Source organism: Niallia endozanthoxylica, from assembly GCF_008710145.1.
Classification (GTDB): domain Bacteria; phylum Bacillota; class Bacilli; order Bacillales; family Cytobacillaceae; genus Bacillus_BD; species Bacillus_BD endozanthoxylica.
This window is the reverse complement of the sequence record NZ_VYKL01000015.1, coordinates 120,370-135,224: the sequence shown is the minus strand read 5'-3', so window position 1 is coordinate 135,224 and position 14,855 is coordinate 120,370. Positions and strand designations below refer to the sequence as shown.

The following is a 14,855-nucleotide window of genomic DNA, read 5'->3' as shown; positions in this document are numbered from 1 at the left end:
TAAAAGGCGAGAAAAATGGCCATTTCCCATGGATGGGTCAAAAATCTGACTAATCAACATGATTCGTTAACATAGCAAAAAAATAAAAGTTATTGGGAAAAATTATAATATTTTAATTATTTTTTATCATTTATGGTTGACGAAGGATTAATAAAGTATTATTATAATTATCAAATAAATGATACGGCCTTGACGAAGAGGAGTAACTTTTCCAAACACTTTAGAGAGCTGATGGTTGGTGAAAATCAGTGTGGGAAGAAAAGCGAATGGACTTCTGAGCCCCAAACCGAACCTTTTAACTTCATTCTGAAGTTAAGCCTCCGGCGGATGTCACGGATTTTTTAAGGGTAATTTATCGAACGAGTTCGACGACGGACAGGACGTCCTAGTCGGACGAAGCCACAGGATGTGGCGTTTAGAAGCGCGATAAAAATCCGGACGAAAATTCGACGAGGTGAATTTGATAGTAGTAGGCTTTGGCGAATGTCTCATCGTTACAAGAGACAAGTATTAAAACATTTTGTTTTGATGCTTGTTAAGTGAGCTGATTTATTCAGCTAATGAAGGTGGCACCACGGGTTTCTCGTCCTTTTTTGACGGGAAGCCCTTTTTGTTTTTATAAAAAAATATGTAAATCGCTGAGTAAGAGTAGTACACGATTGTTCTTCGTTACAGAGAGCCGGGAATGGTGTGAACCGGTACGGATGCATCGCTGGAATGGACTTACGAGAGGTAGCCTGAAACTTTAGTAGGGATACACGGAACTCCACCGTTAAAAGGATAGAGTATGGTAATTTTGTACTCGAAAAGAGAAAGCCTGAATGGGTTTTAACAGAGGTGGCACCGCGGTCAATCTATCGTCCTCTATTCACATTTTACATGTGGATAGAGGACTTTTTTATTTCATATATTTATTTCAAAAATAAATGGAGGGAATGTTGTTATGAAGTTGAGTAGAGAAGAGTTGAGTTCAGGAACGTTGATTATCGAGGAGATAGAAGGGGACACATTAACACCCATATCCATTTATCAAAAATTAAGGGGCGATAAGAAATTTTTACTTGAAAGTTCTTTAAAACATGAAAACTCAGGTCGTTTTTCTTTTATCGGAGCAGAACCATTCATGGAGTTAATTGGTAATGGCAATAGCAGTCAGATTATTATTAATAATGAAAATAAATACATTAATAAAAAACCTTTAGAAGTGTTAAAAGAATTATTGCCTGAAAAATCTCCTAAACCAGAACCGTTATTTCCATTTATTGGAGGTGCAGTAGGTTATGCTGGATACGATGCCATTCGTCAATATGAGAGGATTGGTGAAGTTCCTAATGATGAATTAATGCTTCCTGATGTCCACTTCTTATTTTTTGAAGTCCTAGTCGTGTTTGATCATCTTGAGCAAAAGGTTTATATCGTGGCATCACAGCAGCATAACGGATCATCGCGTGAAGAGTTATCTGACAAAATTGAGATGACAAAGGAACAAATAAGAAAAGGAGTGTCTGAAGAAGGTGTGAAGGAGGTAACCCTTTCAGCTTTTCAAGCCTCTATTCCAAAAGAACAATTTATCAATCATGTGATCAAAGCAAAAAAGTACATTGAAGAAGGCGATATTTTTCAAGTTGTCTTGTCGCAGCGCTTAAAAGCGGAAATAGAAGGAGAACCATTTTCATTATACCGAAAATTAAGAGTCAAAAATCCTTCACCGTATATGTACTATTTTGATTTTCAAGATTATTCCATTGCTGGAGTATCGCCTGAAAGCTTGATTAAGGTAAAAGGAAGGCAGGTCATCACGAATCCAATTGCAGGCACAAGACCGAGAGGAGCAAATGATGAAGAAGATTTGCGCTTAGCAGAGGGTTTGTTAGCAGATGAAAAAGAGCTTGCTGAGCATAAAATGCTCGTGGATCTGGGCCGTAATGACCTAGGACGTGTTTGTGAATTTGGCTCTGTCGAAGTGACTAAGTTTCTTGGAATTGAAAAATACAAACATGTAATTCATCTTGTTTCAGAAGTAGAAGGGAAATTGGTGGACACATTCTCTCCCATTGATGCATTAATATCATGTTTACCGGCTGGAACCGTGTCAGGTGCTCCAAAAATAAGGGCCATGGAAATCATTAATGAAATGGAAAACAGTAAAAGAGGTATTTATTCGGGTGCGATTGGATATGTTTCAGCGAATGGAAATCTCGATTTTGCTCTAGCGATTAGAACGATGGTGATTAAAGGGAAGGAAGCCTATATTCAGGCTGGAGCGGGGATTGTGTATGATTCCATACCTGAAAAGGAGTATGAAGAAACACTTCATAAATTACAAATGTTTTTGGGAGGAGACAGAAAATGATTTTATTAATTGATAATTATGACTCCTTTACGTATAACCTTTATCAATATCTTGGCGAACTTGGTGAAAAACTCGTTGTGAAAAGAAATGATGAACTGACAATTGCTGATATTGAAAAACTCCAACCGGAAGCGATTGTAATTTCTCCAGGACCGGGCAGACCTGAGCAGTCAGGGATTTGTGTTGAGGCCATTCGGTCTTATTATGAAAAAATTCCCATTCTTGGCATATGTCTTGGCCATCAGGCAATCGGATATAGTTTTGGTGCTGTCATTACTAAGGCTGAAAAAATTATGCATGGTAAAGTTTCACAAATAAGGCATTCAGAAAAGAATTTATTTCAAGGTCTTCCTCAGGATATTGAAGTGATGCGTTATCACTCATTAGTGATTCAAAAAGGCACCTTAACACCTGAGTTTGAGGAAACGGCTTTTTCAAGTGATGATAAAGAGATTATGGCGATTAAACATAAGAAATTTCCTCTATATGGGATACAGTTTCATCCTGAATCCATTGGAACCGGTGATGGAAAGCGAATGTTAGCTAATTTTTTATCTGAAATAAGAAAGGAAGTTGCAATATGAAAGAAATATTAGTTCGTTTAACAGCAGGAGAAGCATTAACTAATAAGGAGATTCAGTTGGCGACGGAACGGTTATTTTCAGATGATATTACAGACAGTGAAATTTCAGCCTTTCTAATTGGATTAAAAACGAAGGGGGAAACGGTAGAAGAAATAGCTGGACTTGTGAACGGTATTCGTGCAAATTCATTAAAATTCAAGAAGAAGTTTGCCGATTGCTTGGATAATTGCGGCACGGGCGGTGATGGGGTAAAAAGCTTTAATGTTAGTTCGACTTCAGCATTTGTGATTGCAGCGGCCGGCATACCGGTTGCAAAGCATGGGAATCGCAGTGTATCAAGCAAAACAGGCAGTGCAGATGTTCTTGAAGAGCTTGGAATTGAATTGAACCTTCCTTCTGAAAGAATTGAGGAAATCATTGAAGAAGTGGGTATTGCCTTCTTATTTGCTCCAAATGTACATCCGAAAATTAAACGAATCCAAAAGGTTCGTAAGGATTTAGGAATTCCAACTGTATTTAATCTTTTAGGACCATTAATGAACCCTGTTGAATTAGACACACAATTTTTAGGTGTGTATCGTCGGGATTTAGCAAAAATGTTTGCTGAAGTTCTTCACGCTCTTGGTCGAAAACGGGCAGTTGTCTTAAATGGTGCGGGATCAATGGATGAAGCATCACTTCAAGGTGATAACTATTTAGTCATTTTAGAAAATGGTATAATCACAGAAAAGACGCTTCATCCCGAAGAAGTAGGGTTACCGATTTATCCGAATGAAGCAATTGTTGGCGGGTATGCGCGTGAAAATGCCGAAATATTGCGAAATGTCTTAGAGGGGAAAAAAGGAGCCTATCGCGATACTGTGCTATTAAATGCAGGGATTGGTATTTATATAGGAGGAAAAGCAGTAAATATTCAAAATGGTGTGGAAATGGCAGAGGAATTAATCGATTCAGGAGCTGCGCTTGAAAAACTAAATCGTTTGATTGAAGCTAGCAAAGTAAAGTCAGAGGTGATATAAGTGGCAACTATTTTAGATGCAATATTAACAGAGAAAAAAGTGGAAGTAGAGTATTTACAAAGAAATAGGATAAATATATTGGGAAATAACAATCATCCACAGCATTCTTTTCTATCGATTCTTGAAAAGGCAGAGGAATTAGCCATCATTGCTGAATTTAAACGGGCCAGTCCATCAAAAGGGGTTATTAATTCAGATTTAGATCCTGCCAAACAAGCAAGTTCCTATGTTCAATATGGTGCGAATGCTGTTTCTGTATTGACCGATAAATGTTTCTTTAAAGGAAGTTTTTCAGATTTGGAGGCAGTGCGAAAGGCCATTGATGCACCCATTCTTTGTAAGGATTTTGTTGTAGATTCGATTCAAATCGATATCGCAAAGGCATCGGGAGCAAATATTGTTTTGCTTATTGTAGCTGCGATGAAGGAAGAAAAATTAGTTGAGCTTTATCAATATGCAAAAGCGAAAAATCTTGACGTTTTAGTGGAAGTGCATAATGAAGAAGAATTAGAAATTGCACTCAGAGTGGGTGCGAAAATAATTGGCGTGAATAATCGGAATTTAAAGACCTTTGAAGTAGATTTAGCTGTTACAGAAAAGCTGGGTCCTATTGTAAAGAAGGCAGGAGCCTATTTAATTAGTGAAAGCGGTATTCAAACAATTGAGGATGTAAAGCGGGCTGTCAAAGCAGGGGCAAATGGAATATTAGTCGGTGAGACTTTTATGAGAGCAGAAAATCTTGCTCAAACATTACAAGAAATGAAGTTGCCGATTCAAAAGGGTGCTCAAATATGAATGTAAAAATATGTGGCCTGCAAAACGCGGAAGCAGCATTATTTGCCGCTAGAAATGGCGCGGATGCCATTGGATTTGTATTTGCAGAAAGTAAACGTCGAGTAACAGTAGAACGAGCAAAACAGATTATTTCCACTTTACCAAAAGAGGTCAAAAAAATAGGTGTATTTGTCAATTCAAGTAAGGAAGAGATTGAGAAAATCGTATCTGAAACAGGTATCGACATCGTGCAGCTTCATGGTCATGAATCTCCTGAATTTTGTCAATCCATTCCGTATCCGATGATAAAAGCCTTTAGTATAGAGTCTGCCCGAGACTTGGAAAATATTCATACTTATCCATGCGAATTCATTCTCTTAGACGGACCAAAGGGAAAATATTATGGAGGAAACGGGATTGCGTTTGATTGGAATATACTGAAAACCTTTGACTTTAAAGATAAAAAAGTGATATTGGCTGGAGGTTTAGATTTAGAAAATGTATCTGAGGCATTGGAAACCAATGCTTATATGTTAGATGTGTCAAGTGGAGTCGAAAGTAATGGACAAAAGGATCTCAATAAAATAAAACGTTTTTTAGACTTTGTAAAAAACAAGCAATCAATGGAGGAAATCATATGAGCAGATATACTATGCCGGATAAAACAGGTCATTTTGGACCATTTGGAGGCCGCTATATTCCAGAAACGCTAATGACAGCGATTCTGGAATTAGAAGAAGAATACAAGAAAGCGAATCAAGATAAAGATTTTCATAAACAGCTTAACGATTTGTTAAAGGAGTATGTAGGACGTGAAACACCGCTTTATTATGCTAAGAACCTAACAAAACAAGCAGGCGGAGCAAAGATTTATTTAAAGCGGGAAGATTTAAATCATACTGGTGCCCATAAGATTAATAACACAATAGGGCAGGCTCTCCTTGCCGTCCGGATGGGAAAAAGAAAAATTATTGCCGAAACAGGAGCAGGACAACATGGAGTAGCAACAGCAACGGTTTGTGCTCTCTTAAATCTAGAATGTATGATTTTTATGGGGGAGGAAGATATTAAGCGCCAGCAACTGAACGTATTCCGGATGGAACTATTAGGTGCAAAAGTGGTCAGTGTGGCATCGGGCAGCAGGACATTAAAGGACGCTACGAACGAAGCGCTTCGATACTGGGTAGCCAATGTCAATGATACGCACTATATTCTCGGTTCTGTTATGGGGCCGCACCCTTTCCCAATGATTGTCCGCGATTTCCAGAGTGTCATAGGAAAAGAAACGAAGCTGCAATACACACAAAAAGAAGGAAAACTTCCAGATGCATTGATTGCTTGTATTGGAGGCGGAAGTAATTCTATGGGCATGTTTTATCCATTTATTGAAGATAATGATGTGAAATTATATGGAGTCGAAGCTGCCGGTCAGGGAATTGATACTGATTTCCATGCGGCATCTCTGACAAAAGGAAAACCTGGTGTATTACACGGGGCATCCATGTATTTGCTGCAAAATGAAGATGGGCAAATTCAGGAAGCGCATTCGATTTCTGCTGGTCTTGATTATCCTGGGGTTGGACCAGAGCATAGTTACTTAAAGGACTTAGGCCGTGTCCAATATGATTCGATTACAGATGCTGAAGCTTTAGAAGCTTTACAAACACTATCACAGGTTGAGGGGATTATTCCTGCATTAGAAAGCGCACATGCTGTTGCGTATGCACTTAAGCTCGCACCAACAATGAAACAGGATGAAGGAATTGTTGTTTGCTTGTCCGGCCGAGGAGATAAAGACGTTGAAGCCGTTAAAGCCTATTTGGAAGGGGAAAACTAAGATGAATCGTTTGGAAAAAGCATTGCAAAATGTAAAATTGGGGCATGAAAAGGCATTTGTTCCATATATTATGGCAGGAGATGGCGGCCTAGACGTTCTCGAAAGCAGAATTCGCTTTTTAGAAGAGTGCGGTGCAACTGCGATTGAAATAGGCATTCCTTTTTCAGATCCGGTCGCAGATGGTCCGGTTATTCAGCAGGCAGGAATTCGGGCGCTTAAAGCAGGAACGACTGTAAAGAAGATTATAGAGACAATCGAATCCTTCCGTTCGAAGGTTAACATTCCGCTTATTTTTATGACTTATATGAATCCAATTTTAGCCTATGGCAAGGAAGCTTTTATTGCTGATTGTAAAAGAATCGGTATTGATGGGCTAATCCTGCCTGATTTACCAATTGAAGAAGAAGAAACAATTGAACCTCTTGCTAAAATTGCAGGCATTGAAATTATTCGTTTAGTAACATTAAATAGTTCAGATGAAAGAATTAAAACCATTTCTAATAAAGGGAACGGATTCTTATATGCTGTAACAGTCAATGGAATAACAGGAGCAAGGCAGGGATTTCATGTGGAACTGCATAAACATTTACAAAGAGTGAAAGACCTTTCTCCGCTGCCTGTTTTTGCTGGTTTTGGAATCTCGACACCAGAACATATAAAAGAGATGACACAATTCTGTGATGGTGTAATTGTAGGCAGTAAAATTGTTGATTTGTTTGAACAAAAGGATGAAGCTAGGATTAAAGAATTAATTCAAACGGCAAAATCTGTATCTGTTTAATTTATTAGAATCGTTGTATTTGGCCAGGTTTAGGGAAGGATATATAGGGAAACGAAAAAAGCGGTAATGAACGAAAGAAACAGCAAGGAATACCAAAAGGATGACAGTGATGGAACATAAGGAACAATACATGGAACATTTACACCGATATATGGGGCACATAGAGTCCCATGTAAATAAAATATATGCGACAATACATGAGCATGACTGCTGTATTTTATCAGACCTTGATCAAATGCAAAGACTTGTATCTGAAGCTCAAAATTTTGCTGCTGTTTATTATCTGCAATCACATTTAGCTCCCTATACTAAACAATATATAAATTTATCACTAGCTGCGCAGTATCTATCGGAGAAACGGCATGGTGCATTAATTGCTGTGGAACGCTCTGATCAATTAGATCCATATATTCATAATGGAACGTTGATAGAAGCTGATATTAGCCATATTTTACTTGAAACGGTGTTTTATCCAGGGAATCCTTTACATGATGGAGGAGTTGTTATTCGTAATGATACCATCCATTCGGCAGGAAATATCTTTCCCTTGACAGATATTACGTATCAGCATCGTAAGCTTGGAACGAGACACCGTGCTGCCATTGGACTTTCGGAAAAGACAGATGCTATGGTCATCGTCGTATCTGAAGAAACAGGCCGAATTTCATTTGCTTTAGATGGTCAATTATTTGTCGTACGTGCGAGTGTCTAACAAGCAGGAAAGGAAACGAAAAAACAGCCACATAAAAAATGTGGCTGTTTTTTCGTTAATGTCTAGCTGCAATACCTAGTCCCTCGAATAATAATCCACCTTTCTATCCATCCGTATTGATTGTTGATTTTCTTAGCTGTAGAAAACGGACAAAATTAAGGATAATTGTTTTTATGACTGCATAAAAAGGAATGGCTAAAATCATGCCTAGGATACCTGCTAAATTTCCGGCAACAAGGAGAATAATAATAATTGTGGCAGGATGAGTATCTAATCTTTTTCCAAGGATAAGCGGAGAAAGAACATTTCCTTCAACCTGCTGAGCAATCGTAATAACTACGATGACTAATATCGCCTTTGTTGGTGAATCAAATAATGCAATCAAAACGGCTGGTGCACCGCCTAAAAATGGTCCGACATACGGAATGATATTTGTGACAGCTACGATTAAGGCCATGACTAGCGCATATGGTAAGTCAATAATAACATAACCAATAAAGGAAAGAGTCCCGACAAATAAAGCAACGGTTATTTGGCCGTTTATATATGCAGCAAGTGTTTCGCCTGTTTCTTTTAGCGTTTTTAAGCCTTCATTTCGGTAGGAAGGGGGAAGGAATTTTGAAATCAAATTGGGAAATTTGTCTCCATCTTTGAACATATAAAATAACAAAAAAGGAACAGTTACAATAGTTATAGCAATATCAGCCACCACACCAACAATGCTTGATATACTATTAGTTATTCTCGTAGGAAGTGTTGCAGCATAATTATTTAGCTCTTCAACAATATTATTTATCGAGATATATTCTTGTGTCATGACCCATTTAAATTGTTCTGAATCAGAAAGCTGATCTAAAAATAACATCGTTTGTCTATAATATCTTGGAACATCATTTACGAAGGCTGTAACCTGCTTTGAAATCATGGGGATTAAATTGCCAATGATGAGTCCCATCAAGCCAATAATGACAACATAAATAACAATGATAGCAAGTAATCGCGGTAACTTAAGCCTTTGAAGATATCCAACAAATGGATTTAGCAGAAAATATAAAAATCCAGAAATCAGGATAGGGAAAAACAATGTAGAGAAGAATATCCCAATCGGTTCAAATAAAAATGAAATTTTAGTTGATATATAAATAATGCTGACGATAATCAAAATTTGCAGTGTCCAATATTGAAATTTCTTTTTTGCCAAATGCTTCACCTTTTTCTCTAAGATAGATTAATTATAGCAAATCTAGAAGTATTTACATAATTTTTAAACGAATCTTCGGTTTAGACTGAGAAGTAAAAAAGCTTGGATATAAAAGCATCCAAGCCAAGAAATGTAAGGTTTAGTTACGTTAATTAATTTATGAGTGATTGCAGTGGTGCTGGAATTCTTCCCCCACGCTTTATCATTTTTTCAGAACTGTATGGATTTACACCCATAACAGGTGCACGTCCTAATAATCCGCCAAACTCTACCATTTCGCCTTCTTTTTTACCTGGTACTGGAATAACTCGAACAGCAGTGGTTTTCTTATTTATCATACCAATTGCCGCTTCATCAGCAATAATCGCTGAAAGAGTAGCAGGGGTTACATCACCTGTTAAAGCAATCATATCGAGACCGACTGAACATACACAGGTCATGGCTTCAAGCTTTGATAAAGTTAATGAATTGTCGATAATGCCACGAATCATACCGTTATCTTCACTAACGGGAATAAATGCACCGCTTAAACCGCCTACATAAGAACTTGCCATGGCTCCACCTTTTTTGACTGCATCGTTCATTAAGGCAAGAGCAGCGATTGTGCCATGGGTTCCAACTCTTTCTAAGCCAATTTCTTCAAGAATCTCTGCTACGCTGTCATTTTGCGCATTTGTTGGTGCGAGTGATAAATCCATAATCCCAAAGGGAACGTTAAGACGTTCTGCTACAATACGGCCGATTAATTCTCCTGCACGGGTAATTTTAAAGGCTGTTTTTTTAATGATATCGGCTACCTCACCAAGATCTGCGTCTGGATATCTTTTCAGCGCATTTAAAACGACACCGGGACCACTGACACCAACATTTAATACAACCTCGCCTTCACCGGCTCCGTGAAAAGCACCTGCCATAAACGGATTATCTTCTACTGCGTTGCAAAATACGACGAGCTTTGCACAGGCAAGCCCGTTTTTATGTTTTGTTCGATCGGCCGCTTCTTTAATAATCATACCCATTCTCTTGACTGCATCCATATTAATACCAGAACGGGTTGAAGCTACAGAAACAGAAGCACATACGCGCTCTGTCACACTCAATGCTTCTGGGAGTGCGTCTAGTAATGTTTGATCTCCATTGGAAAGTCCTTTATGTATAAGTGCTGAAAATCCGCCAATAAAATCGACGCCTAATGTAACCGCTGCTCGGTCAAGTGTCTTTGCTAGTTCTACAGCCTGTTCTTTTGTGGCATGACCTAATAGCTCAGCAACCGGTGTGATGGAGATTCTTTTATTAATAATTGGAATCCCGAATTCCTTTTCAGCTTTTTCTGCTACTTCTTTTAAATCTTTTGCATAAGTTGTAATTTTTTCATAAACTCGTTTGTTCATTTTATCAAAATCTTTGTCAGCGCAATCAAGAAGGCTGATTCCCATTGTTACAGTCCGAATATCTAAATTTTCAACCTGAACCATTCGAATCGTTTCAATCATTTCATTAATGGCAATATTCATAGGTGGAAAACCCTCTTTCTTTTATTTAAACGCGGTGCATTGCTTGGAAAATATCTTCTAATTGAAGTGTGATATTTAAACCAAGTGCATTACCTATTTCGGTTAGTTGCTTTTGTAGTCCTTCGAGGTCCTCAAAATCAGTAACATCGACAAGCATCATCATTGTGAAAAAATCTTGTAATATCGTTTGGCTGATGTCGAGAATATTTACTTTGTTTTCAGATAAAATGGTTGTTACTTTTGCAATTATACCAACCTGGTCCTTTCCAATCACACTTACAATGGCACGTCTTTGATTCATTTTTTTCACCTCGGAGCTATTTTGTTGTTTATCCCACTCTTAACGGGCAGTAAGACCCCAACCTCAAGATTCTGAGTATACAAAAGAAGATAGGTGGGGAATCAACTGCCCGTAAAGGTCCGATTGGTTCAACTAATCATCAGTGGGGGATAGAAAAAAACCACTGATGGAAGTTTCACTTTATCACGGATTAATATCAGTATTATTCTCACTATCTACTCTATCTATCATTGTAGAATAATGTAAAAAAATATCAATATTTTTATATAATATTTATTTCTAAAGGGATAACTAAGATAGCTTTAGTATTGACAACTCAATACTTCATGTGCATAATAGTAAAAAATGAACGATATACGAACGTCTGACGACGGATTAGTATGAGATTCTTTATGTGCAAGAGAGTGAGGTTTGAAGCTGGAAGACCTCATCACAGTAAAGCCTCAGAACCTGCCGTCCGAGTCTCGTGTTAAAGCACGGGCGCTATTCATTTAGCGTTATCATTTCAAGCGGAATGTTGTTTTTAAGCATTCAATGAAGGTGGTACCACGGAAATTAGCCCTTTTCGTCCTTTACAGTGAGGATGAAAAGGGTTTTTTGTTTATCATGTATGTATTTTTAGCCATCGTTTAATGTCTAGAAACTGAAAATTACGAATATGTTTGTTAAAATATTAAAAGTAGAGGGTTGAAGAATGGAGAAGAAACGAATTGTTGTAAAGATCGGTAGTAGTTCATTGACAAACTCAAAGGGTGAGATTGATCAAGAAAAGTTCAGCGATCATGTCGAAGCAGTTGCTGCACTCCGCGAACAGGGGCATGAAGTTCTATTAGTCTCGTCCGGAGCAGTGGCGGCTGGCTTTTCCAGATTAGGCTACCCCTCAAGGCCTGTTACATTGAAGGGGAAGCAGGCGGCTGCAGCTGTAGGTCAAAGTTTATTAATTCAGTCATATATTGAACAGTTCAGTGTATTTAATATTATTCCTGCACAAATTCTATTAACGAGAAATGACTTTTCTAAAAAAGACCGATACAGAAATGCCTTTCAGACCATTTCCGAATTATTGGATAGAGGGATTCTTCCGATTATCAATGAAAATGACACGGTGTCTGTTCAGGAGCTGACATTTGGTGACAATGATATGTTGTCAGCACTAGTCAGCGGACTTGTTCATGCTGAACAGTTGATTATCTTAACAGATATTAACGGTCTTTATGATTCAAATCCTCAAACCAATCCTTTAGCAAAAAAATGGACTCACATAAGTGACATTACAGATGAGATTATGGGGATGGCAGGGGACTCAGGTTCGAAAGTGGGAACTGGAGGCATGAGATCAAAGTTAGAAGCCGCTAAAACAGCGTTGTCCCTTGGAGTCAAGGTCTTTATTGGGAAAGGATCTGGGAAACAGAAATTAATTGACATTCTTACCGGAGATGGAGATGGCACCTATATTGGGAATGATACTCTTACAACGGTAAATAATCCAAAACAATGGATTGCTCTTCATTCTGAAGTAGCTGGTAAAGTTTACATTGATCAGGGAGCTGAATTGGCCTTAACCATAGAAGGCAGGAGTTTATTACCAGCAGGAATATATGATATTGTCGGGTCTTTTGAAAAGGGAGATGTTGTTGAGGTTTTCGGTTCAACCGGTCTGCTCGGTAAAGGCGAAGTATATTACTCATCAGAGGAATTGAAAAAAGTAATGGGAAAACGCAGTGATGAAGTGGAAAAACAAATGGTTGTAGCAGCAATAGAAGTGATTCATCGTGATAATTGGGTGAAAGTAAAGAAATAGGGAGGACGAGGATTATGAGTGAAGTGTTGGAAAAAGGCAGAGCAGCTAAAAAGGCGAGCTTTCTATTAAATGGAAAAACAACGGCTGAAAAAAATGAAGCATTGGCGAGAGTTGCTGAGCAGTTATTGATTGATCAGGAAGAAATATTGGCAGAAAATGCTAAGGACTTAGAACTTGGGAAACAAAATGGACTCTCTGACTCAGTTTTAGATCGAATTATGTTAAATGAAAAAAGAATAAAGGATATGTCAGAAGCGATTCAACAATTAATTACACTGCAGGATCCAGTCGGCGAGACACTCGAGACCATTCAAAAGGACAACGGGCTAATCATTAAGAGTAAACGGGTGCCGATTGGCGTAATTGGGATGATATATGAAGCAAGACCAAATGTAACGGTTGATGCAGCAACGTTGGCATTAAAAACGGGGAATGCTATCATTTTAAGGGGCAGTTCTTCTGCACAATTTTCCAATCAGGTATTAACAAATTCAATTCATCGTGCCCTTGCAAAAACAAACCTGCCAATTGAAGCAGTTCAATCGATTGAAAATACAAATAGAGAAAGTGCAAAAGAACTATTCCACTTAAATGATTATTTAGATGTGTTAATTCCGCGCGGTGGTAAAAAGCTTATTGATACAGTTGTTAAGGAAGCTTCTGTACCAGTAATTGAAACAGGTGCAGGGAACTGTCATCTATTTATCGATGAGAGTGCTAAACCTGAAATGGCAGTCACGATTGCTATTAATGGAAAAACTCAACGTCCATCTGTTTGTAATGCCATCGAATCTATTCTTATCCACGAAAATTGGTTTAATCAATATGGTGAACAGCTTGTTGCTGCCTTAAAAGAAAAAGAAGTAGAAATAATTGGAGACGAGAAAGTTTGTCAAAAGGTTCCATTTGCAAAGCAAGCTACTGAGGAAGATTGGTATACTGAATATTTAGCTCTTATTGTTAGTATTAAGGTTGTTTCAAATGTTGAAGAAGCTATTGAACATATTAATCAATACGGTACAAGACATTCAGAAGCCATTATAACAGAAAATCAGGGCCATGCGGATCAATTTTTAACTTCTGTAGATGCTGCAGCTGTCTATCATAACGCATCGACAAGATTTACTGATGGCTTTGAGTTTGGTTTTGGTGCAGAAATTGGAATAAGTACACAAAAACTTCATGCACGCGGTCCAATGGGGCTTAAAGCGTTAACCTCTAGTAAATATTTTATCCAAGGCGATGGTCAGATTAGAGGCTAATAATAAAAGAAAAAAGAAGGATAGTCGAGCAGGCTGTCCTTCTTTTAGCTATAAATCAAAAACATTGATTATATATTTTGCGCATATTGATCATTAGGTATTTTACATAAAGTAACGTATAAACTAACTGGTTCATTGCTTGAGTTTTTGAAGGCAAACTCTTCATCACCAGCTGCATGAATGACATCATATTCAGTAATGTCAGTTTCCTTTCCATTAATGATTAGTTTTCCTTTCCCTTTTATTACATGCAGAAATAACTCCGAACCTGGATGAGTATGGGTGGGGAGCTCTTGACCGGGCATGAAATTTAATAAAAATATGGTGCTTCCTCCCTCATTGAACAATACTCGTTTTGTAAAACGGCTTTCACTATATTCAATGGCCTCAATAAGTGATTTCTTTTCCATTGTTATAAACCTCCGGCAAATTCAAACTTTTGAAAAAGAAGAGATGCGGGTAGAATAAAAAATCTATCTTTTAGATTCTGTTTAAAATAAAATATTATGTATGGTTAATCCAAAAAAGGAAAAATGTGCGAAAGCTCCATTGTGGCTGTAATCATTAATTGGAATTATAATAGTAACTTAGCAGGGCCATTCGCAATTCTCATTATTTCTTGGGAAACCGCAAAAAGTGACATTGTAGAATAAAAAATGTTGTAAAGTGTTGGATTGTATGGTTATTAATAAATAGTCAAGGGTGTCATGGAGGAT

General features: G+C 37.8%; 14 protein-coding genes and 2 other annotated features. Of the genes, 10 read left to right on the top strand and 4 right to left on the bottom strand.

From position 1 onward, the window contains the following. The first annotated feature begins 180 nt into the window (after window positions 1–180). Window positions 181–594, top strand: a binding site (T-box leader). 35 nt (window positions 595–629) lie between these two features. Next, window positions 630–868 (top strand) — a binding site (T-box leader). 75 nt (window positions 869–943) lie between these two features. The 8 genes from trpE to cdaS all read left to right on the top strand — a co-directional run bounded on the left by trpE (window position 944) and on the right by cdaS (window position 8,060). Then, window positions 944–2,353, top strand: a complete 1,410-nt coding sequence (trpE, locus tag F4V44_RS07755; protein ID WP_150439430.1) for an anthranilate synthase component I — start codon at window positions 944–946, stop codon at window positions 2,351–2,353. Beyond that, window positions 2,350–2,937 (top strand): anthranilate synthase component II, encoded by a 588-nt coding sequence (locus tag F4V44_RS07750; RefSeq protein WP_150439429.1) that lies wholly within the window; start codon window positions 2,350–2,352, stop codon window positions 2,935–2,937. Before trpE ends, F4V44_RS07750 begins: the two co-directional genes overlap by 4 nt. Continuing rightward, a complete protein-coding gene (trpD, locus tag F4V44_RS07745; RefSeq protein WP_150439428.1) occupies window positions 2,934–3,956 on the top strand; it encodes an anthranilate phosphoribosyltransferase in 1,023 nt (340 codons plus the stop codon). Before F4V44_RS07750 ends, trpD begins: the two co-directional genes overlap by 4 nt. After that, window positions 3,957–4,751 (top strand): indole-3-glycerol phosphate synthase TrpC, encoded by a 795-nt coding sequence (gene trpC / locus F4V44_RS07740; protein ID WP_150439427.1) that lies wholly within the window; start codon window positions 3,957–3,959, stop codon window positions 4,749–4,751. Next, on the top strand, window positions 4,748–5,371 hold the full coding sequence (locus tag F4V44_RS07735; RefSeq protein ID WP_150439426.1) for a phosphoribosylanthranilate isomerase: 624 nt from the start codon (window positions 4,748–4,750) through the stop codon (window positions 5,369–5,371). The genes trpC and F4V44_RS07735 overlap by 4 nt, the downstream gene beginning before the upstream one ends. Next, window positions 5,368–6,567, top strand: coding sequence for a tryptophan synthase subunit beta (gene trpB, locus F4V44_RS07730; protein WP_150439425.1), 1,200 nt, complete (start codon window positions 5,368–5,370; stop codon window positions 6,565–6,567). The genes F4V44_RS07735 and trpB overlap by 4 nt, the downstream gene beginning before the upstream one ends. Before the next feature lies 1 nt (window position 6,568). Next, the gene (gene trpA, locus F4V44_RS07725) at window positions 6,569–7,348 is read left to right on the top strand and encodes a tryptophan synthase subunit alpha (RefSeq protein WP_150439424.1); all 780 of its coding nucleotides are present in this window, start codon (window positions 6,569–6,571) and stop codon (window positions 7,346–7,348) included. Between the two features lie 109 nt (window positions 7,349–7,457). Continuing rightward, the gene (gene cdaS, locus F4V44_RS07720; protein WP_317978312.1) at window positions 7,458–8,060 is read left to right on the top strand and encodes a sporulation-specific diadenylate cyclase CdaS; all 603 of its coding nucleotides are present in this window, start codon (window positions 7,458–7,460) and stop codon (window positions 8,058–8,060) included. A 103-nt stretch (window positions 8,061–8,163) separates the two neighbouring features. Here cdaS and F4V44_RS07715 read toward each other — a convergent pair whose 3' ends face one another. From F4V44_RS07715 to F4V44_RS07705, 3 genes are all read right to left on the bottom strand, one after another. After that, window positions 8,164–9,261, bottom strand: coding sequence for an AI-2E family transporter (locus tag F4V44_RS07715; RefSeq protein ID WP_150439422.1), 1,098 nt, complete (start codon window positions 9,259–9,261; stop codon window positions 8,164–8,166). A gap of 152 nt (window positions 9,262–9,413) precedes the next feature. Beyond that, the gene (locus F4V44_RS07710; RefSeq protein ID WP_150439421.1) at window positions 9,414–10,775 is read right to left on the bottom strand and encodes a PFL family protein; all 1,362 of its coding nucleotides are present in this window, start codon (window positions 10,773–10,775) and stop codon (window positions 9,414–9,416) included. A gap of 25 nt (window positions 10,776–10,800) precedes the next feature. Continuing rightward, window positions 10,801–11,076, bottom strand: coding sequence for an ACT domain-containing protein (locus F4V44_RS07705; RefSeq protein ID WP_150439420.1), 276 nt, complete (start codon window positions 11,074–11,076; stop codon window positions 10,801–10,803). Between the two features lie 694 nt (window positions 11,077–11,770). On the opposite strand from F4V44_RS07705, the gene proB reads away from it, so the two are divergent. Both proB and F4V44_RS07695 read left to right on the top strand, forming a co-directional pair. Further along, on the top strand, window positions 11,771–12,877 hold the full coding sequence (gene proB / locus F4V44_RS07700; RefSeq protein ID WP_150439419.1) for a glutamate 5-kinase: 1,107 nt from the start codon (window positions 11,771–11,773) through the stop codon (window positions 12,875–12,877). A 14-nt stretch (window positions 12,878–12,891) separates the two neighbouring features. Further along, complete coding sequence (locus F4V44_RS07695; protein ID WP_150439418.1) at window positions 12,892–14,139, top strand: glutamate-5-semialdehyde dehydrogenase; 1,248 nt, start codon at window positions 12,892–12,894, stop codon at window positions 14,137–14,139. A gap of 68 nt (window positions 14,140–14,207) precedes the next feature. On the opposite strand, the gene F4V44_RS07690 is transcribed toward F4V44_RS07695, so the two are convergent. Beyond that, the gene (locus tag F4V44_RS07690) at window positions 14,208–14,549 is read right to left on the bottom strand and encodes a cupin domain-containing protein (RefSeq protein WP_150439417.1); all 342 of its coding nucleotides are present in this window, start codon (window positions 14,547–14,549) and stop codon (window positions 14,208–14,210) included. Window positions 14,550–14,855: the final 306 nt, after the last annotated feature.